Source organism: Kocuria sp. BT304, assembly GCF_003290245.1.
Taxonomy (GTDB): domain Bacteria; phylum Actinomycetota; class Actinomycetes; order Actinomycetales; family Micrococcaceae; genus Kocuria; species Kocuria rhizophila_A.
This window is the reverse complement of record NZ_CP030039.1, coordinates 1921653-1940906: the sequence shown is the minus strand read 5'-3', so window position 1 is coordinate 1940906 and position 19254 is coordinate 1921653. Positions and strand designations below refer to the sequence as shown.

The 19254-nt window shown below is 71.1% G+C and carries 17 protein-coding genes; all 17 read left to right on the top strand.

Going from position 1 to position 19254, the window contains the following annotated elements; translation table 11 throughout:
* Positions 1–64: 64 nt before the first annotated feature.
* The 17 genes from rpsO to dapF all read left to right on the top strand — a co-directional run bounded on the left by rpsO (position 65) and on the right by dapF (position 19254).
* Positions 65–334 carry a 30S ribosomal protein S15 gene (rpsO, locus tag DNL27_RS08580; protein WP_012398664.1) on the top strand — a complete coding sequence of 90 codons (270 nt, stop codon included), beginning with the start codon at positions 65–67 and terminating at the stop codon, positions 332–334.
* A 301-nt stretch (positions 335–635) separates the two neighbouring features.
* A complete protein-coding gene (locus tag DNL27_RS08575; RefSeq protein WP_112235277.1) occupies positions 636–2891 on the top strand; it encodes a polyribonucleotide nucleotidyltransferase in 2256 nt (751 codons plus the stop codon).
* 20 nt (positions 2892–2911) lie between these two features.
* Positions 2912–4345, top strand: coding sequence for a pitrilysin family protein (locus tag DNL27_RS08570; RefSeq protein ID WP_012398662.1), 1434 nt, complete (start codon positions 2912–2914; stop codon positions 4343–4345).
* 44 nt (positions 4346–4389) lie between these two features.
* Positions 4390–5103, top strand: coding sequence for a 4-hydroxy-tetrahydrodipicolinate reductase (dapB, locus tag DNL27_RS08565; RefSeq protein ID WP_370447112.1), 714 nt, complete (start codon positions 4390–4392; stop codon positions 5101–5103).
* Positions 5100–5735, top strand: coding sequence for a hypothetical protein (locus DNL27_RS08560; RefSeq protein WP_112235275.1), 636 nt, complete (start codon positions 5100–5102; stop codon positions 5733–5735). Before dapB ends, DNL27_RS08560 begins: the two co-directional genes overlap by 4 nt.
* Before the next feature lie 10 nt (positions 5736–5745).
* Positions 5746–6681, top strand: a complete 936-nt coding sequence (gene dapA, locus DNL27_RS08555) for a 4-hydroxy-tetrahydrodipicolinate synthase (RefSeq protein ID WP_012398659.1) — start codon at positions 5746–5748, stop codon at positions 6679–6681.
* A gap of 16 nt (positions 6682–6697) precedes the next feature.
* Positions 6698–8392, top strand: a complete 1695-nt coding sequence (locus tag DNL27_RS08550) for a ribonuclease J (protein ID WP_112235274.1) — start codon at positions 6698–6700, stop codon at positions 8390–8392.
* An 83-nt stretch (positions 8393–8475) separates the two neighbouring features.
* A complete protein-coding gene (locus DNL27_RS08545) occupies positions 8476–11382 on the top strand; it encodes a DNA translocase FtsK (protein WP_112235273.1) in 2907 nt (968 codons plus the stop codon).
* On the top strand, positions 11379–12008 hold the full coding sequence (gene pgsA, locus DNL27_RS08540; protein WP_058955370.1) for a CDP-diacylglycerol--glycerol-3-phosphate 3-phosphatidyltransferase: 630 nt from the start codon (positions 11379–11381) through the stop codon (positions 12006–12008). Before DNL27_RS08545 ends, pgsA begins: the two co-directional genes overlap by 4 nt.
* Complete coding sequence (locus tag DNL27_RS08535) at positions 12005–12535, top strand: CinA family protein (protein ID WP_012398655.1); 531 nt, start codon at positions 12005–12007, stop codon at positions 12533–12535. The genes pgsA and DNL27_RS08535 overlap by 4 nt, the downstream gene beginning before the upstream one ends.
* 151 nt (positions 12536–12686) lie before the next feature.
* Entirely contained in the window at positions 12687–13112 is a 426-nt protein-coding gene (locus tag DNL27_RS08530; RefSeq protein WP_041297382.1) for a helix-turn-helix domain-containing protein, read from the top strand.
* Positions 13113–13255: 143 nt separating this feature from the next.
* Positions 13256–13477, top strand: coding sequence for a DUF3046 domain-containing protein (locus tag DNL27_RS08525; RefSeq protein ID WP_012398653.1), 222 nt, complete (start codon positions 13256–13258; stop codon positions 13475–13477).
* A 261-nt stretch (positions 13478–13738) separates the two neighbouring features.
* Positions 13739–14890, top strand: coding sequence for a recombinase RecA (recA, locus tag DNL27_RS08520; protein ID WP_058955371.1), 1152 nt, complete (start codon positions 13739–13741; stop codon positions 14888–14890).
* Between the two features lie 103 nt (positions 14891–14993).
* Entirely contained in the window at positions 14994–15575 is a 582-nt protein-coding gene (locus tag DNL27_RS08515; RefSeq protein ID WP_239494305.1) for a regulatory protein RecX, read from the top strand.
* 234 nt (positions 15576–15809) lie between these two features.
* Complete coding sequence (gene miaB / locus DNL27_RS08510; protein ID WP_229577639.1) at positions 15810–17351, top strand: tRNA (N6-isopentenyl adenosine(37)-C2)-methylthiotransferase MiaB; 1542 nt, start codon at positions 15810–15812, stop codon at positions 17349–17351.
* A 6-nt stretch (positions 17352–17357) separates the two neighbouring features.
* Positions 17358–18299, top strand: a complete 942-nt coding sequence (gene miaA / locus DNL27_RS08505; RefSeq protein WP_112235271.1) for a tRNA (adenosine(37)-N6)-dimethylallyltransferase MiaA — start codon at positions 17358–17360, stop codon at positions 18297–18299.
* A 10-nt stretch (positions 18300–18309) separates the two neighbouring features.
* Positions 18310–19254: a diaminopimelate epimerase gene (gene dapF / locus DNL27_RS08500; RefSeq protein WP_112235270.1), complete on the top strand. Its 945-nt coding sequence runs from the start codon at positions 18310–18312 to the stop codon at positions 19252–19254.

The window sequence follows — 19254 nt, the reverse complement described above, 5'->3', positions numbered from 1 at the left end:
CCCCGGACCCCGGGCGGGAATCTCACGCACCGGGCGGTCACGGTACTAACTCGAGGAGTTACCCATGGCACTGGATGCCGCGATCAAGAACCAGATCATCACCGAGTACGCGACGCACGAGGGCGACACCGGTTCGCCCGAGGTGCAGATCGCCGTTCTGTCCCGTCGGATCTCCGACCTGACCGAGCACCTGAAGATGCACAAGCACGACCACCACACCCGTCGCGGCCTCATGGCCCTGGTGGGTCGGCGCCGTCGCATGCTTGACTACCTGCGTCGCACTGACATCGCCCGCTACCGCGCGCTCATCGAGCGTCTCGGCCTGCGCAAGTGATGTGAGTCCCAGTGGTTCCCCGCGCTGCCGTTGCGGCACGCGGGGAATCACCACACCCGGCGCCGTCCGTGACGGACACCGCCGGGGCCCGCGGTGACGCGGGCCCACGGGTCCTGACCGACCCGACACCCCAGAGCGCGGGTCCGCCGGACCCGCCGCAGCAGAAACAACCTGGCTGCGCAGCCCGCCGCATGTCGCGGTCCTCGACAGTGGCCTTCGCAACGCGAGAGCGGTGCGAGCGCCTCGATCGAAGACCGGTGTGCCGCGCGGGTCGCGCAGCGCGAAGAAACGGAGGTGACCCTTGGAGGGTCCCGAGATCCAGAGTGCCGAAGCCGTCATCGACAACGGCTCCTACGGAAAGCGCGTCGTGCGCTTCGAAACCGGGCGTCTCGCCCGTCAGGCCGCCGGCTCGGCCATGGTCTACATCGACGAGGAGACCTCGATGCTCTCGGCCACGGCCGTGGGCAAGCACCCCCGCGAGGGCTTCGACTTCTTCCCGCTCACGGTGGACGTCGAGGAGCGCATGTACGCCGCGGGCCGCATCCCCGGCTCGTTCTTCCGTCGTGAGGGCCGCCCGTCCACGGACGCGATCCTCACGTGCCGCCTGATCGACCGCCCGCTGCGCCCCGCGTTCGGCAAGGGCCTGCGCAACGAGGTGCAGGTGGTCGTCACCGTCATGTCCATCGCCCCGGACGAGATCTACAACACCGTGGCGATCAACGCCGCCTCCATGTCCACCACCCTGTCCGGGATGCCCTTCCAGGGCCCCGTGGGCGGCGTGCGCATGGCCCTGATGGCCGAGGAGAACGGCGGCCACCAGTGGATCGCGTTCCCCAAGCACTCGCAGCTCGAGAACGCCGTGTTCGACATGGCCGTGGCCGGGCGCGTGGTGACCACCAAGGACGGCGGCCAGGACGTCGCCATCATGATGGTCGAGGCCGAGGCCACCGACAACGCGTGGGAGCTCATCAAGGGCCAGGGCGCGGTCGCGCCGTCCGAGGAGCTCGTGGCGGAGGGACTCGAGGCCTCCAAGCCGTTCATCAAGGCCCTGTGCGACGCGCAGGCGGACCTCGCGGCCCGCAACCGCAAGCCCGAGCTGGACCTGCCCCGCTTCGGCGGGTTCGGGGACGACGCCGCCCAGGCTGTCGAGCAGTTCGTGGGCGAGCGCATGGCCCAGGTCTACTCGATCGCCGGCAAGCAGGAGCGCGAGGCCGCCACGGACGAGCTGCACCACGACACGCTGGCCGAGCTCACCGGTGAGGGCAAGCCCTTCGAGGGCCGCGCGGACGAGGTCAATGGCGCCTACCAGGCCCTGACCAAGCAGACCGTGCGCCAGCGCATCCTCAAGGACAAGGTGCGCATCGACGGCCGCGGGCTCACGGACATCCGCCAGCTCAGCGCCGAGGTGGACGTGCTCCCGCGCGTGCACGGCTCCGCGCTGTTCGAGCGCGGCGAGACCCAGATCATGGGTGTCACCACGCTGAACATGCTCAAGATGGAGCAGCAGATCGACTCGCTGTCCCCGGTCAAGCACAAGCGCTACATCCACCACTACAACTTCCCGCCGTACTCCACGGGCGAGACCGGCCGCGTGGGCTCGCCCAAGCGCCGCGAGATCGGCCACGGCGCCCTCGCGGAGCGCGCGATCACCCCGGTGCTGCCCTCGCGCGAGGAGTTCCCCTACGCGATCCGCCAGGTCTCCGAGGCGCTGGGCTCCAACGGCTCCACGTCCATGGGTTCCGTGTGTGCGTCCACGCTGTCGCTGTACAACGCCGGTGTGCCGCTGCGCGCCCCGGTGGCGGGCATCGCCATGGGCCTGGTCTCGGACACCGTGGACGGTGAGGTCCAGTACGCGGCCCTGACCGACATCCTCGGTGCCGAGGACGCCCTGGGCGACATGGACTTCAAGGTCGCCGGCACCCGTGAGTTCGTCACGGCCATCCAGCTGGACACCAAGCTCGACGGCATCCCCGCCTCGGTGCTTGCCTCCGCGCTGACCCAGGCCCGCGAGGCGCGCCTCTACATCCTGGACGTGCTGACGTCCGCGATCGACGCGCCGGACGAGATGAGCGAGTTCGCCCCGCGCGTGATCTCCGTGACCGTCCCCGTCTCCAAGATCGGCGAGGTCATCGGCCCCAAGGGCAAGATGATCAACCAGATCCAGGAGGACACCGGAACCGACATCTCCATCGAGGACGACGGCACCGTGTACATCGGAGCCACCGACGGCCCGTCCGCGGAGGCCGCGCGCTCGGCGATCAACGCGATCGCCAACCCGCAGGTCCCCGAGGTGGGCGAGCGCTACCTGGGCACCGTGGTCAAGACCACCACGTTCGGTGCGTTCGTGTCCCTGACCCCCGGCAAGGACGGTCTGCTGCACATCTCCGAGATGCGCCAGCTCAACGACGACAAGCGCGTCAACGAGGTGGACGACGTCCTCTCTGTGGGCCAGAAGGTCCAGGTGGAGATCACCAAGGTGGACGACCGCGGCAAGCTCTCGCTCGCCCCGGTGGTGGCCGGCTCCGACTCGGACGCCGCGTCCGACGACGAGAACTGAGCAGAGGTCACCCACACCACATGACGGTTGTTCACCTTCCCCTGAAGGCGGGCGGTCCCGAGGAGCACGGCTCCCCGGAGGACGCCCGCCTTCGGGCGTATCCAGACACGGATCCGGCCGGCGGCTTCACGCACACGGTCCACGACGACGCCGACGGCGCGGTCATCATGCGCACGGTGCTGCCGTGCGGCACCCGCGTGCTCACGGAGAAGATGCCCGGGCAGCGCTCGGTGTCCGTGGGCTTCTGGGTGAGCCTGGGCTCACGCGACGAGGCCCCGGGCATGCTGGGCTCCACCCACTTCCTGGAGCACCTGCTGTTCAAGGGCACGGCCCGGCGCAGCTCCCTGGAGATCGCGGAGGCCTTCGACCGGGTGGGCGGTGAGTCCAACGCCTTCACCTCCCACGAGCACACGTGCTACCACGCCCGGGTGCTCTCCGAGGCGCTGCCCATGGCCGTGGACGTGCTCGCGGACATGTTCACCGGCGCGGTGCTGGACCCCGAGGAGTTCGACCGCGAGCGCGGCGTGATCCTCGAGGAGATCGCCATGGACCGCGACGACCCCACGGACTTCGCGTTCGAGCAGTTCACCGAGCAGGTCTTCCACGGCTCGCCGCTGGCGCGTCCCATTGCGGGCACGCCGGAGGAGATCCGCAGCGTGGCCCGTGACGCCGTCTGGCAGCACTACCGCGCCGCCTACCGGCCCGAGAACCTCGTGGTCACGGTCGCGGGCGGGCTCGAGCACGAGAACGTGGTGCAGCTGGTCCGGGAGTCGCTCGCGCGGGCCGGCTGGGACCCGGGCACCAGCGGGGGAGCGGGCGCACGCCGCCCCACCACCCCCGCGCTGCTCACGCCGCTCACGGGCACCCGTGCGCTGGACCGTTCCGTGGAGCAGGCCAACGTGGTGCTGGGCGGGGCCGGGCTGCAGTCCGGGGACGAGCGGCGCTTCGCCATGACCGTGCTCAACGCGGCCCTGGGCGGCGGCATGTCCTCCCGGCTGTTCCACACCATCCGGGAGCAGAAGGGCCTGGCGTACTCCACGTTCTCCTTCTCCGGCTCCTACTCGGACGCCGGTTTCTTCGGGATGTACGCGGGCTGCACGGCGGAGCGCGTGGACCGGGTCACGGGGCTCATGCGCGACGAGCTGGACCGGCTGGCCCAGGACGGCATGGACGCCGCGGAGCTCGCCAAGGTGGAGGGCCAGCTCAGCGGCGCCACGGTGCTCGCGCTCGAGGACACCGGCTCGCGGATGTCCCGGCTGGGCTCCGCCGAGCTGAAGACCGGCGTGTTCATGGACGTGGACGAGTCCCTGCGCCGGATCCGGGCAGTCAGCTCCCAGGACGTGCAGGAGCTCGCGGCCCGGCTGTCGGAGGACGCGACGGTGCGCACCGTGGTGGGCCCCGGCGTCGCCACGCAGATAGGTGTCACGCAGACACAGGAACGAGGCAGACAGTGACGGACGAAGCGATCAGGGTGGCCGTGCTGGGACGCGACGGCCGCATGGGCTCGGAGGCGGTGCGCGCCGTCGAGGACGCCGCCGACCTCGAGCTCGTCGCGGCGCTCGGACGCGGTGACGACCTCTCGGAGCTCGTGCGCCGCGGCGCGCAGGTGGTCGTGGACCTCACGGTTCCGGCCGCCACGCGGGAGAACGTGCGCTTCGCGGTCTCCCACGGCATCCACGCGGTCGTGGGCACCACCGGCTGGGACGACGCCGCCCTGGCCGAGCTGGAGGCCCAGCTCGCCGACTCCCCGGGCACCGGGGTGCTGATCGCCCCGAACTTCGCGGTCGGCGCAGTGCTCGCCATGAAGTTCTCGGAGCTCGCGGCCCGGTTCTTCGAGTCCGTGGAGGTCGTGGAGCTGCACCACCCCCGCAAGCTCGACGCGCCGTCGGGCACCGCGGCCCGCACGGCCGCGCTCGTGGCCGCGGCGCGCGAGAGGGCAGGAATCCCGGCGTCCCCGGACGCCACGGAGTCCGATCCGCAGGGCGCGCGCGGTGCGGTGGTGGACGGCGTGCACGTGCACTCCGTGCGCCTGCAGGGGCTCGTGGCCCACCAGGAGACCCTGCTGGGCAGCACCGGTGAGCAGCTCACGGTGCGCCATGACTCCTACGACCGCGTCTCGTTCATGACCGGGGTGCTGCTGGGCGTGCGCTCGGTCGGGCGGTACCCGGGGCTTACGCACGGCCTCGACGGCTACATGGACCTCGGGCTGTGAGGGCGGACGGGAAGCGCAGCACGCTGCGGTGGTGGGCCGCGGCGGTGATCGTGCTCGCGGTGCTCACCGTGGTGCTGCTGCCCCTCCCGGGCACCTCCAAGACGTGGATCATCGCGGTGCTCGCGTTCGCGGCCGTGTTCACGGTGCTCGAGGCCGGATCGATGGGCAGGATCCTTGCGGCGCTGATGATCGCCCTGCTCACGCTCTACCTGGGACTGTCCTTCCAGCGTGCGTGGCTGCTGCTGGGCACCGAGGGCTGGGTGCCCAGGCTGCTGGGCGTGGCGATGCTCGTGATCCCCGCGGTCGGCGTCTGGGCGATGCTGCGCGAGATCATCTTCGGGGCGCGCGCCCAGCGCCTGGGCCGCGAGCTCGCGGCCCGCGGGGAGCTGCCCGCCGACGACCTGCCCCGCAGGCCCTCCGGCCGGTTCGTGCGTTCCGCCGCGGACGAGCACTTCGACGTCGTGCGGCGCGAGGTCGAGGCCCGCCCCGAGGACTGGGGCGGCTGGTACCGGCTGAGCCTGGCGTACTCGGCCAGCGGTGACGGGCGCCGGGCGCGCGGTGCCATGCGCACGGCGATCGCCCTGCACCGGGGCGAGGACCCCGCGGCGGTGCTGCAGCGGTCCGGGCGGTAACCTGGTGGTCATGACACACGAGATCGCCCCCTCGCCCACGGACCGTCCCGCACCCCTGTTCGGGACCCTGCTCACCGCCATGGTCACGGTCTTCCACGAGGACCGCACCGTGGACCTCGAGGCCACCGCGGCCCTCGCGGAGCAGCTCGTGGACGACGGCTGCGACGGGCTGGTGGTGTGCGGCACCACCGGGGAGTACTCCACCATGACGGACGAGGAGAACCTCTCCGTGTTCCGCGCGGTGAAGGACGCCGTGGGCTCGCGGGTGCCGCTGCTGGCCGGCACGGGGTCCAACGACACCGAGCACTCCCGGTACCTGTGCCTCGAGGCTGAGAAGATCGGGATGGACGGTCTGCTCGTGGTCACCCCGTACTACAACAAGCCCACGCAGGCCGGGGTGGAGGCCCACTTCCGCTCGCTCGCGGACTCCGTGGACACGCCCATCATGATGTACGACATCCCCGGCCGCTCCGGGATCCCCATCGAGGCCGAGACCCTGATCTCGCTGTCCTCCCACCCGAACCTCGTGGCCGTCAAGGACGCCAAGGCGGACTTCGTGGCGGCCTCGCGCGTGATGGCGGAGACGGACCTCGTGTACTACTCCGGCGACGACGCCCTCACCCTGCCGTGGATGGCCATCGGGGCCGCAGGGCTCGTGGGTGTGACCACGCACGTGGACACCCCGCGCTACCGCCGCATGGTGGACGCCGTCCTGGCCTCGGACCTCGTGACCGCGCGGCGGCTGCACGAGGAGCTGCTGCCGCTCGTGCGCGCCACCATGACGCGCGTGCCCGGCGCCGTGGCCGCCAAGACCATTCTTCAGTGGCAGGACCGCCTGCCGAACAGCACCGTGCGCCTGCCGCACGTGGCACCCACGCACGCCGAACTGGAGCAGATCCGCGCGGATCTGAGCACGTCGGTGATTGCGGACACCCTGACCAACTAGCAATGAAAGGGGTCTCATGACCCAGTGGAACTCCACCGCCCTCGCCGAACCTCCGGCCCTCGCGAAGGACACCCTTCGCGTGGTGCCCCTGGGTGGGCTCGGTGAGGTCGGCCGGAACATGACCGTGTTCGAGATCAACGGGCAGCTGCTCGTGGTGGACTGCGGCGTCCTGTTCCCCGAGGAAACCCAGCCCGGTGTGGACCTGATCCTGCCGGACATCAACAACATCCGGGACCGGATCGACGACATCGTGGCCATCGTGCTCACGCACGGCCACGAGGACCACATCGGGGCGGTCCCGTACCTGCTCAAGCGCCGCCCCGACATCCCCGTGATCGGCTCCCAGCTGACCCTCGCCCTGATCGAGGCCAAGCTGCAGGAGCACCGCATCAAGCCGTTCACCATGGCCGTGCGCGAGGGCCAGGTGGAGCGCCTCGGCGAGTTCGAGTGCGAGTTCGTGGCCGTGAACCACTCCATCCCCGACGCCCTCGCGGTGTTCCTGCGCACCAAGGCCGGCACCGTGCTGCACACCGGCGACTTCAAGATGGACCAGCTGCCCCTGGACGGGCGCATCACGGACCTGCGCCACTTCGCCCGGCTGGGCGAGGAGGGCGTGGACCTGTTCCTCACGGACTCCACCAACGCCGAGGTCCCCGGGTTCATCCCGTCCGAGAAGGCCATCGGCCCCGTGCTCGCGGACGTGGTGGCCCGCGCCAAGCAGCGCGTGATCGTGGCGTCCTTCTCCTCGCACGTGCACCGCGTGCAGCAGGTGCTCGACGCCGCCGTGGCCAGCGGGCGCAAGGTGGTGCTGATGGGCCGCTCCATGATCCGCAACATGGCGATCGCGGAGAAGCTCGGCTACCTGGACGTACCGCCCAACGTGCTCGTGGACCAGAAGAAGGTCGGGGACTACCCGGACGACAAGATCGTCATCATGTGCACCGGCTCCCAGGGCGAGCCCATGGCCGCGCTGTCGCGCATGGCCAACGGCGACCACAAGGTCCAGGTCAACGCGGGGGACACCGTGATTCTCGCGTCCTCCCTGATCCCGGGCAACGAGAACTCCGTGTTCCGCGTGATCAACGGCCTCATGCGCCTGGGCGCCAACGTGGTGCACAAGGGCAACGCCAAGGTCCACGTCTCCGGCCACGCCGGCGCCGGCGAGCTGCTCTACTGCTACAACATCGTGGAGCCCGAGTACGTGATGCCGGTGCACGGCGAGGTCCGGCACCTGATCGCCAACGGTGAGCTCGCCCGGGAGACCGGGGTCCCCGACGACCACGTGATCCTCGCGGAGAACGGCACCGTGGTGGACATGCACGCCGGGAAGGTGCAGATCACCGGCCAGGTGGAGTGCGGGTTCATCTACGTGGACGGCTCCTCCGTGGGCGAGATCACGGACGCGGACCTCAAGGACCGCATGACCCTCGGCGAGGAGGGGTTCATCTCGGTGGTCACGGTGGTCAACCGGGACACCGGCAAGATCGTCTCCGGCCCGGACATCCACGCCCGCGGCGTGGCCGAGGAGGACAAGGTCTTCAACGAGATCCGCCCGAAGGTCGCCGCGGCCCTCGAGGACGCCCTGAGCGAGAGCGGCAAGAACCACACCTCCCACCAGCTGCAGCAGATCGTGCGCCGCACCGTGGGCTCGTGGGTCTCCCGCCGCCTGCGCCGCAAGCCCATGATCGTGCCGGTGGTCGTGGAGGCCTGACGCCCCCGCGCCCCGCACGCGCCCCACGGCCCGTCCGGTCACGCGACCGGACGGGCCGTCGTGGGTCCGGGTACCCTGGAGCAATGGCGTCACGAACTTCCCCCGCGCGCTCGTCGAAGACCACGTCCCGGTCCAAGACCCCCGCGCGTTCCCCCCGCAACGGCAAGAAGACCCCGGCACGCACCGCGTCCCCGGGGCCCTCGGCCGGCGCCACCGCGCTTCGCGGGGTGGTCGGGGCCTGGTCCGGTGCCGGGCACGTGGCGGGAGCCGCGGTGCGCCGGGTGGGAACCCTGCGCACCGACATCGCCCCCGAGCAGCGCCGTGACGGCGGGGCCCTCGTGTGGCTCGTGCTGGGCGTGCTCATCGCCGCGGTGGAGTGGTGGAACCTGCGCGGGGCGGACTTCGCCCCCGTGGCCGTGCCCGCTTCCTGGGTGCACGCCGTGGTGGGCGGGACCTTCGGGTTCATGGCCCTCGTGCTCCCCATCCTGTGCGTGTGCTTCGCCATCCGGGTCTTCCGGCACCCGGAGTCCACCCAGGCCAACAACCGCATCGCCATCGGGCTGCTCGGGCTCACCGTGGCGGGCTCCGGGATCGCCCACTTCGCGGGCGGAGCCCCCGGTCTCGGGGACGGTTTCGAGGCGGTGTGGCGAGCCGGCGGCTTCGTCGGCTTCCTCGCCGCGGATCCACTGGCCGCCCTCGTGACCCGCTGGGGCGCGCTGGCCGTGCTGGTCCTCCTGGCCGCCCTGTCCCTGCTGGTCATGACCGCCACCCCGGTGGGGGAGATCGGGCCGCGGCTGCGCGAGCTCTACCGTCGTCTCACCGGCCAGACCGAGCCCCGCGTCACCGACCTCTCGGCCACGGAGCACGACCGCTCCTACCTGGAACCTGCCCGCGGCGGCAAGAAGACGGGGCGTGCGCAGCGCCGTCGGCAGCGTCAGGAGCTGGACCGCTACGACGGGGACGAGGCCTTCGAGCGCGCCGTCGTGGACGAGGCGAACCGCCGGGAGGCCCGGGGAGCGGCGTCGACGAGCGTGTTCGACGTGGGCTCGAACACGGCCGGGCCCGGCACGCGATCCGGTACCGCGGCTGGGACCCGCGCGGGCGCCACGGCCGCGGGGTCGACTGCCGCCGGTTCCGAGGACGCACAGGCCACCGAGGTGGTCCCGCCCGCGCAGGCCGGGCCCCGCCCGGGGGAGAAGCGGCCGACCCGTTCCCAGCGCGAGGCCCAGAAGCTGCGCGAGGAGCAGGGGATGGCGCCCGCGTCCGACACCGCGGCGGCGTCGGACGCCCCCGCACTGGACGTCACGGACGAGGCCGAGGAGCCCCGCACCCACACCCCGAGCACCCCGATCCCGGCCCGCTCCGAGCAGCTCAAGCTGCAGGGCGACGTCGCCTACAGCCTCCCGCCCGTGGCGGACCTCGTGCAGGGCCCGCCCGCCAAGGAGCGCTCCGAGGCCAACGACCAGGTGGTCGGCGCGCTTACCAACGTGCTGCAGCAGTTCAAGGTGGACGCCGAGGTCACCGGCTTCTCGCGCGGACCCACGGTCACGCGCTACGAGATCGAGCTCGGCTCGGGCACCAAGGTGGAGCGGGTGACCGCACTGTCCAAGAACATCGCCTACGCCGTGGCGTCTGCGGACGTGCGCATCCTCTCGCCGATCCCCGGCAAGTCCGCGATCGGCATCGAGATCCCCAACACGGACCGCGAGACCGTGGCGCTGGGGGACGTGCTGCGCTCGCAGAAGGCGCGGGCCTCGGAGCACCCCATGGTCATGGGCGTGGGCAAGGACGTCGAGGGCGGGTTCGTGCTCGCGAACCTCGCCAAGATGCCCCACCTGCTCGTGGCCGGTGCCACGGGCGCGGGCAAGTCCTCGTTCGTGAACTCCATGATCGTCTCCATCCTCATGCGCTCCACCCCGGACGAGGTGCGCCTGGTGATGGTGGACCCCAAGCGCGTGGAGCTCACCGCGTACGAGGGCGTGCCCCACCTGATCACGCCCATCATCACCAACCCCAAGAAGGCCGCCGAGGCCCTGCAGTGGGTGGTGCGCGAGATGGACGCCCGCTACGACGACCTCTCGCACTTCGGGTACAAGCACATCGACGACTTCAACAAGGCCGTGCGCAACGGCAAGGTGCAGCCGGAGCCGGGGTCCAAGCGGACCATCCGGCCCTACCCGTACCTGCTGGTGATCGTGGACGAGCTCGCGGACCTCATGATGGTGGCCCCGCGGGACGTCGAGGACGCGATCGTGCGCATCACCCAGCTGGCCCGCGCCGCCGGCATCCACCTGGTGCTGGCCACGCAGCGCCCCTCCGTGGACGTGGTCACGGGGCTGATCAAGGCCAACGTGCCCTCGCGCATGGCGTTCGCCACGTCCTCGGTCACGGACTCGCGGGTGGTCCTGGACCAGGCGGGCGCGGAGAAGCTGATCGGCCAGGGCGACGCCCTCTTCCTGCCCATGGGCGCCTCCAAGCCCATGCGCGTGCAGGGCGCGTGGGTGTCCGAGTCAGAGATCCACAAGGTCGTCGAGCACGTGAAGTCGCAGATGACCGCGGACTACCGGGACGACGTCGTCCAGGAGGCCCCCAAGAAGACCATCGACGAGGACATCGGGGACGACCTCGACGTCCTGCTGCAGGCCGCGGAGCTGATCATCACCACGCAGTTCGGCTCCACCTCCATGCTGCAGCGCAAGCTGCGCGTGGGCTTCGCGAAGGCCGGGCGGCTCATGGACCTGCTCGAGTCCCGCGGGGTGGTGGGCGCGTCGGAGGGCTCCAAGGCCCGGGACGTGCTGGTCAAGCCCGACGACCTCGCCGCGACGCTCGCGCTGATCCGCGGTGAGGAGCCCCCGGCTCCCGCCGCACCCGCCACGGGGTCCGTGGACTACGGAGAGGATCCGGTGGAGGCGTCGCTGGCCGACGTGGCCCACGACTACCACGACGGATCCGAGACATCCGAGGATGCATGGGAGCTGACAGGACGATGACCGCACACGAGCCCACCCCGCACGCGGAGCCGGCACCCAGCAGCTCCAATTGGAACCTGCCCAACGCCCTGACGGCCCTGCGGATCGTCATGGTCCCGTTCTTCGTCTGGTTCCTGTGGGCCGGTGGGACCCACGGCCAGGACTCCCCGGGCATGCGCTGGGCCGCCGTGGTCACGTTCGGCCTGGCGATGTACACGGACAAGCTCGACGGGGACCTCGCCCGCGCCCGCAACCTGATCACAAGCTTCGGCAAGATCGCGGACCCGATCGCGGACAAGCTGCTCACCGGCTCCGCGTTCGTCGTGCTGTCCCTGCTGGGCGAGCTGTGGTGGTGGGTGACCATCGTGATCCTCGTGCGCGAGTGGGGCATCACCGTGATGCGCTTCGTGGTCATCCGCTACGGCGTGATGGCCGCGTCCAAGGGCGGCAAGACCAAGACCGTGCTCCAGACGGCGGCGCTGATCGCTCTCCTGCTGCCGCTGGCACCGCTCGTGGGTGCGTGGTGGCTGTGGTTCGCGTGGGCCCTCACGGCGCTCGCGCTGCTCGCCACGGTCGTCACCGGCGTGGACTACGTGGTCAAGGCCGTGCAGCTGCGCCACCGGGCGCTGCGCGGGGACGCCGCGTGAGCACCGGGCACGACGCCGCCCGCGCCCTTTCGGAGGCCGCGCACGCACCGCACGACGCCGCCTTCCTGGTCCGCCTGGCCGCCGAGCGGGGTCTCACGGTGGGTACCGCGGAGTCTTTGACCGGCGGGTCCGTGGCGGCGGAGATCGTCACGGTGCCCGGGGCATCGTCGTGCTTCGAGGGGGCGGTGGTCAGCTACTCGCACGGGGTCAAGGAGCGCGTGCTGGCCGTGTCCCACGAGCTGCTCGCACGCCGCGGAGCAGTGGACCCGGACGTGGCACTGGCCATGGCCCGGGGCGCACGCAGTGCACTGGGCGTGGACTGGGCCGTGTCCACCACGGGCGTCGCGGGTCCGGAGCCCCACGACGGGCACGCGGTGGGCACCGTGTTCGTGGGCGTCAGCGGGCCGGGTGGCGAGTGCGTGCGGCGGCTCGACCTCTCCGGGGACCGCGCCCGGATCCGCGCGGACACCGTGCGGCATGCGATCGACACACTGGCGACTCAAATCGCATTCCCAGCCAACGCCTAGTGCTTTTCCTCCGGCGAGGGGGAACAATTGACCCTGCAAGCACGTTATGACTGTCAGAGATTGAGTCCGCAGGACTGAAGGTGATCTCGACAGCCGCACCGGTCACGGTGCGCAGAGCCCCGTTCGTTGATACGAGGAGTAGGCAATTCACATGACGAAGCAACCCGTGTCCGTCAATGGTGTCGTCCGTTGGAAGGACGTGGGTATGGCCGATGAAGTTCACGCGGAGACCCACGAGACCAAGGTGGGCGTCCTGCGCCAGGAGATCGGGGAGGTGCTGCGCAGCGTCCGGCAGCGTCAGGGCCGCACCCTGCGCGAGGTCTCGCACAGCGCCCGTGTCTCCCTGGGCTACCTGAGCGAGGTGGAGCGCGGCCAGAAGGAGGCCTCCTCCGAGCTGCTGGCCTCGATCTGCACCGCCCTGGACATCCCGATGTCCCAGATGCTGCGGGAGGTCGCTGACCGGCTCGCGTACGCCGAGGGCAACTTCATCCCGGACACCGTCCCGTCCGAGATGACCGAGGAGTTCACCCGCGAGGTGCGCCAGCTGCGCGGCGGGACCGCCGCGGGCGCCCACTAGGGAATTCCGGTCGACGCCGCGGCGCCGACACACAGACACGTCCAACGGACCCGCCTTCGGGCGGGTCCGTTCCCGTTGCACCGTGCTGCACCGCCCCGTGGTGGGGAGCACGAGCCCGAGCACCGTCCGAGGAGATCCGCACCATGCGCGTCAGCACGTTCTGGGAACTGATGGCCCACGAGTTCGGGGCCGGCTACTGCCGTGTGCTCGCCCAGGACCTCGTGCTCAGCGAGGTGGGGGAGCGCACCGCCACCGAGGCCCTCGATGCCGGGGTTGATCCCAAGACCGTGTGGTTCGCGGTGTGCCGGGCACAGGAGGTCCCCGAGTCCCGGTGGTGGGGCCCCGACCAGCCGCCCCGGGGCTGAGGCGCGGTTCGAAGTGGTGGGCCCGGGCCGTCCGGCATGCGGCACACCGCCGGTGGGCGCGACGTCCCACGGGCCTGGCCCTTGGCACGGAGGGCGCCACGCCGTGCGACGTGCACGGGGAGCGGTTCGAAGGTATATTCGAACAGCGTCACGCGTGCTCCACAGTCGGGACGGTCCCTTATGAGTGTCGGACCCCCTCGATAGCGTGGACCGCGAAGACATCGACCGGGCCGTCACGGCCCCCGAGATCCGAGGTGAATCATGGCAGCCAAGTCCAAGGGTGCGTCCGCGCCCGCGCCGTCTCAGGTGGCCGGCTCCGATCGGCAGAAGGCACTGGACACGGTGCTCTCCCAGATCGACAAGAACTACGGCAAGGGATCGGTCATGCGGCTGGGCGACCGCCCCGCCACCAAGATCGAGACCATCCCCACGGGGTCGATCGCCCTGGACGTCGCCCTGGGCATCGGTGGCTTCCCCCGCGGCCGCGTGGTGGAGATCTACGGTCCGGAGTCCTCCGGCAAGACCACCGTGGCCCTGCACGCCGTGGCCAGCGTCCAGAAGTCCGGCGGCATCGCCGCGTTCATCGACGCCGAGCACGCCCTGGACCCCGCCTACGCCGAGAAGCTCGGCGTGGACACGGACAACCTGCTGGTGTCCCAGCCGGACACCGGTGAGCAGGCCCTTGAGATCATGGACATGCTCGTGGGCTCGGGCTCCATCGACATCATCGTGATCGACTCCGTGGCCGCGCTCGTGCCCAAGGCCGAGATCGAGGGCGAGATGGGAGACAGCCACGTGGGCTTGCAGGCGCGCCTGATGTCCCAGGCGCTGCGCAAGATCACGGGCCGGCTGTCCCACACCAACACCACGGCTATCTTCATCAACCAGCTGCGCGAGAAGATCGGTGTGTTCTTCGGCTCCCCGGAGACCACCACGGGTGGCAAGGCCCTGAAGTTCTACGCCTCGGTGCGCGTGGACGTCCGCCGCATCGAGACCCTCAAGGACGGCGCCAACCCGGTGGGCAACCGCACCCGCGCCAAGATCGTGAAGAACAAGATGGCCCCGCCCTTCAAGCAGGCCGAGTTCGACATCCTCTACGGCCAGGGAATCTCCATCGAGGGCGGCCTGATCGACATGGGCGTCGAGCACGGGATCGTGAAGAAGTCGGGCGCCTGGTTCACCTACGAGGGGGACCAGCTGGGGCAGGGCAAGGAGAACTCCCGGCGCTTCCTCAAGGACAACCCCGAGCTGGCGCAGGAGATCGAGCGGAAGATCCTCATCAAGCTCGGCATCTCCGAGGACCCGGACGAGGCCACGCAGGATGCGGAGGGAGCCGAGGCCGTGGACGCCGCCCTGGACCCGGATGCGCCCTTCGCCGCGGCCGGCAACGACGCCGAGCTCCCGGCGTTCTGAACACCCGGAGTTCCGAGCACCCAGCGTTCTGAACACCCGGAGGTCCTGAATGAGCGGTTCCACGCATCGCGGAGGGCGGTCACGTGCCGCTCGGCGTTCTAAGATGTCGGCCTCCTCCACGGATGAGGCCGACACCCCGGGTCGGGACGCCGATCCCCGGCAGACCGCCCGCGACATCGTGCTGCGGCAGCTGACCGCCACGGCCAAGTCGCGCGGGCAGCTGGCGGAGAAGCTCGCGGAGCGGGACGTTCCGGAGGGCATCGCGTGGGAGGTCCTCGACCGCTTCGAAGAGGTCGGGCTCGTGGACGACCGCGCCTTCGCGGAAATGTTCGTCCGTTCCCGGGCCGAGACCCGCAAGCTCTCCCGCTCCTCCCTCCGTCGTGAACTGGCCCAGCGGGGCATCACGGGGGAGATCGCGGACGCCGCACTCGAGCAGCGCAGTGACGAGGACGAGCTGCGTGACGCCCGTGCGCTCGTCCGCAAGAAGCTCCCGGCCTCGGCGGACCTCACGGACCGCGCGGAACGGGACCGGCTCACCCGCAGACTCGTGAGCATGCTCGGCCGCAAGGGGTATCCGCCCTCCCTCGCGTTCGGGGTCGTCAAGGACGCCCTCGCCGATCTCGGGGCCGCCGCCGAGGACGAGCGCACGGACCTGGACGGCGCCGAGGTGTGGGACACCCCGTGAGCCCCCTCGCCCGCGGGTGAACCGGCTCTCCGGGCCCGCCGCCGTGGTGGCCGTGACCGGTGGGCCGGGCGGGCGGTGCGCCTCGGCTCCGGACCACTCGGGATGTCGGGCTCCCCGGTGCCCAGGCACTCGTGTGCCCGGGTGCTCCCGACCCGGACTTGGCGCGTTCCCACCGGGCCCGTGCTGGATGCCGGGAAACTTGACCCCCCTCCCTAAGATGATCTGGTGACTCAGATGCCCCACACCGCACCGGACCCCAGCCCCCTGAACGCCACGGGCGCCGTGACCGTGCCCCGCGAGGGACAGGGTGCGCCCGCCTACGAGGTGCGCACGCTGGGCTGCCAGATGAACGCCCACGACTCCGAGCGGATCACGGGCCTGCTCGAGAACGCGGGCTACGTGCCCGCGGTGGGGCGGGAGCCGGACCTCGTGGTGTTCAACACGTGCGCCGTGCGGGAGAACGCGGACAACAAGCTCTACGGGCAGCTGGGTCAGCTCGCTCCGGTCAAGCGCCGCAACGACCGTCTGCAGATCGCCGTGGGCGGGTGCCTCGCGCAGAAGGACCGCTCCACCATCGTGGAGAAGGCCCCGTGGGTGGACGTCGTCTTCGGAACCCACAACATCGGCTCCCTGCCCGTGCTGCTGGAGCGGGCGCGCCACAACCAGCAGGCTCAGGTGGAGATCCTCGAGTCCCTCGAGACGTTCCCCTCCGCCCTGCCCACCAAACGTGAGCAGGCCTATGCGGGGTGGGTGTCCATCTCGGTGGGGTGCAACAACACGTGCACGTTCTGCATCGTCCCGCAGCTGCGCGGCAAGGAGAAGGACCGGCGCCCGGGGGACATCCTGGCCGAGGTGCGCGCGCTCGTGGACTCCGGTGCGGTGGAGGTCACCCTGCTCGGGCAGAACGTGAACTCCTACGGTGTGGAGTTCGGCGACCGCGGTGCCTTCGCCAAGCTGCTGCGCGCGTGCGGGGAGATCGAGGGCTTGGAACGGATCCGGTTCACGAGCCCCCACCCCGCGGCGTTCACGGACGACGTGATCGACGCGATGGCCGAGACCCCCAACGTGATGCCCCAGTTGCACATGCCCCTGCAGTCGGGCTCGGACAGGATCCTCAAGCGGATGCGCCGCTCCTACCGGTCCACCAGGTTCCTGGGCATCCTGGACCGCGTGCGGGACCGCATCCCGGACGCCGCCATCACCACGGACATCATCGTGGGCTTCCCGGGGGAGACGGAGCAGGACTTCCAGGACACCCTGGACGTCGTGGCGGCCTCGGAGTTCTCCTCGGCCTTCACGTTCCAGTACTCCATCCGGCCGGGCACGCCCGCGGGGGAGATGGCGGACCAGGTGCCGGCGGCCGTGGTCCAGGAACGTTTCGAGCGCCTCACCGCTCTCCAGGACGGCATCAGTGCCCGGCTCAACCGGCAGCTCGTCGGCACGCGGGCCGAGGTGCTCGTCAGCGCCCAGTCGGGGCGCAAGTCCGAGTCCACGCACCGGCTCTCGGGGCGCAGCCGGGACCAGCGCCTCGTCCACTTCACGGTTCCCGACGGCGCCGCGGCGCCTCGCCCGGGCGACGTCGTCTCCGTACCGGTCACCGGCGCGGCGTCGTACCACCTGCTCGCGGACCCCGCGGACGCCTCCCAGTACGTGCTGCGCCGGTCCCGCGGCGGGGACGCGTGGGAGGCCGCGCAGGCGGAGTCGTGCGCCGCGCCGTCGTCGGCCGGCTCCCCGCAGGCCGTGGGGCTCGGCATGCCCACCCTGCGGAAGTCCTGACCGGCCGTGGGTGCACCGGACGCGGGCAGGGAAGACACCCGCATTCCCCTCGTGGCGGTGGTCGGGCCCACCGGCACGGGGAAGTCCGAGCTCGGGATCGCCCTGGCCCGGGAGCTGGACGGGGAGGTCGTCAACGCGGACGCCCTGCAGCTCTACCGGGGCATGGACGTCGGCACGGCGAAACTCACCCCTGAGGAACGCCAGGGCGTGCCCCACCACCTGCTGGACGTGCTGGAGATCCACGAGGAGGCCTCCGTGGCCGCGTTCCAGCGCGATGCCCGCCGGGCGGTGGACGAGATCCGCGACCGCGGCCGGGTGCCGGTGCTGGTCGGCGGCTCGGGGTTGTACGTGCGGGCGGCGCTGGACGCGATCGAGTTCCCCGGCACGGATGCCACCGTCCGGGCCCGCCGGGAGGAGCAGCTGCGGGAGCGGGGCAGAGCCGCGCTGCTGCGTGAGCTCGCCGCGGTGGACCCGGGGTCGGCGGAGCGCGTCAAGGACGACCGAAGGCTCGTGCGGGCCCTGGAGGTGCACGACCTCACCGGACGCCCGTTCACGTCCTTCATGCCCGAGCGCCGCTACGTGCAGCCCACGGTCCAGATCGGGCTCGCCATGGACCGAGAGGTGCTGAACCGCCGCCTCGCGCACCGCGTGGACCTCATGCTGGAACGGGGCTGGCTGGAGGAGGTGAAGGCCCTGGAGGCGCGGGGGCTGCGGGAGAGCCCCACTGCGGGCCGGGCCCTCGGGTACCCGCAGCTGCTGGCCGTGCTGGACGGCTCGGCGACCATGGACGACGCCCGCGAGGACACGGTCGCGGCGACCTGGCGCTTCACCAAGCGCCAGCGCACGTGGTTCGGCGCGGACCCCCGCGTGCACTGGCTGGACGCCGGGGATCCGAACGGCATCGCCGGCCTCACGGCCGGCGCCGTGCGGCTCGTGGCGGCTCAGTAGGATGACGCGCATGAACACGATCGACGAGGGGACGGGACACACAGTGGGCTGGAGCGAACTGGCGGGCGTGCGGGTGAGCAAGGCGCACGGCACGGGCAACGACTTCGTGGTCTTCACGGACCGGGACGGCAGCCTGGACGTCCCTCCGGAGACCGTGGCCGCCGTGTGCGACCGTCACCTGGGTCTGGGCGGGGACGGCCTCATCCGGGCCGTGCGCTCCCGGGACCTCGAGGAGGGGCGGCGGCTGCTCGAGCGCCACCCGGACGCCGAGTGGTTCATGGACTACCGCAACGCGGACGGCTCCGTGGCCCAGATGTGCGGCAACGGGGTCCGGGTGTTCGTGGACCACCTGGTGCGCGAGGGTCTCGTCATGATGCCGCGGGGGGCGAGGCTGCGCATCGGCACCCGGGCGGGGGTGCGCACGGTGGCCCGCACGTCGGGCGGCTACGCGGTGGACATGGGCCCGTGGAGCTTCACCCGCGGGGAGCTCGCCCGTGAGCGCGGCTCGGACTGCGTGGTCACCGCGGCCGGGCTCACGGTGCCCCGCCCGGGGGTCTCGATCGGCATGGGCAATCCCCACACCGTGGTGGTGCTCTCCGAGGGGGAGAAGCTCGACACCCTGGACCTGCACACGGCTCCCGCGGTGGACCCCGTCCCCGTTGACGGCACCAACGTGGAGTTCGTGGTGCCTCTCGAGCACGACGACACCGACCTCGGGCGCCTCGAGATGCGCGTGCACGAGCGTGGCGTGGGGGAGACCCACTCGTGCGGCACGGGGGCGTGCGCGGCCGCGGCGGCCACGAGGTTCTGGGGCGGTCCGCAGTCACCGGACCGCTGGTTCGTCCAGGTCCCCGGCGGGGTCCTGTCCGTCACGTTCGTGCCCGCCCCGGACGGCACGGAGCACGTGGTGCTCGCGGGTCCCGTGCGGGTCGTGGCGACCGCCGAGCTGGTCTAG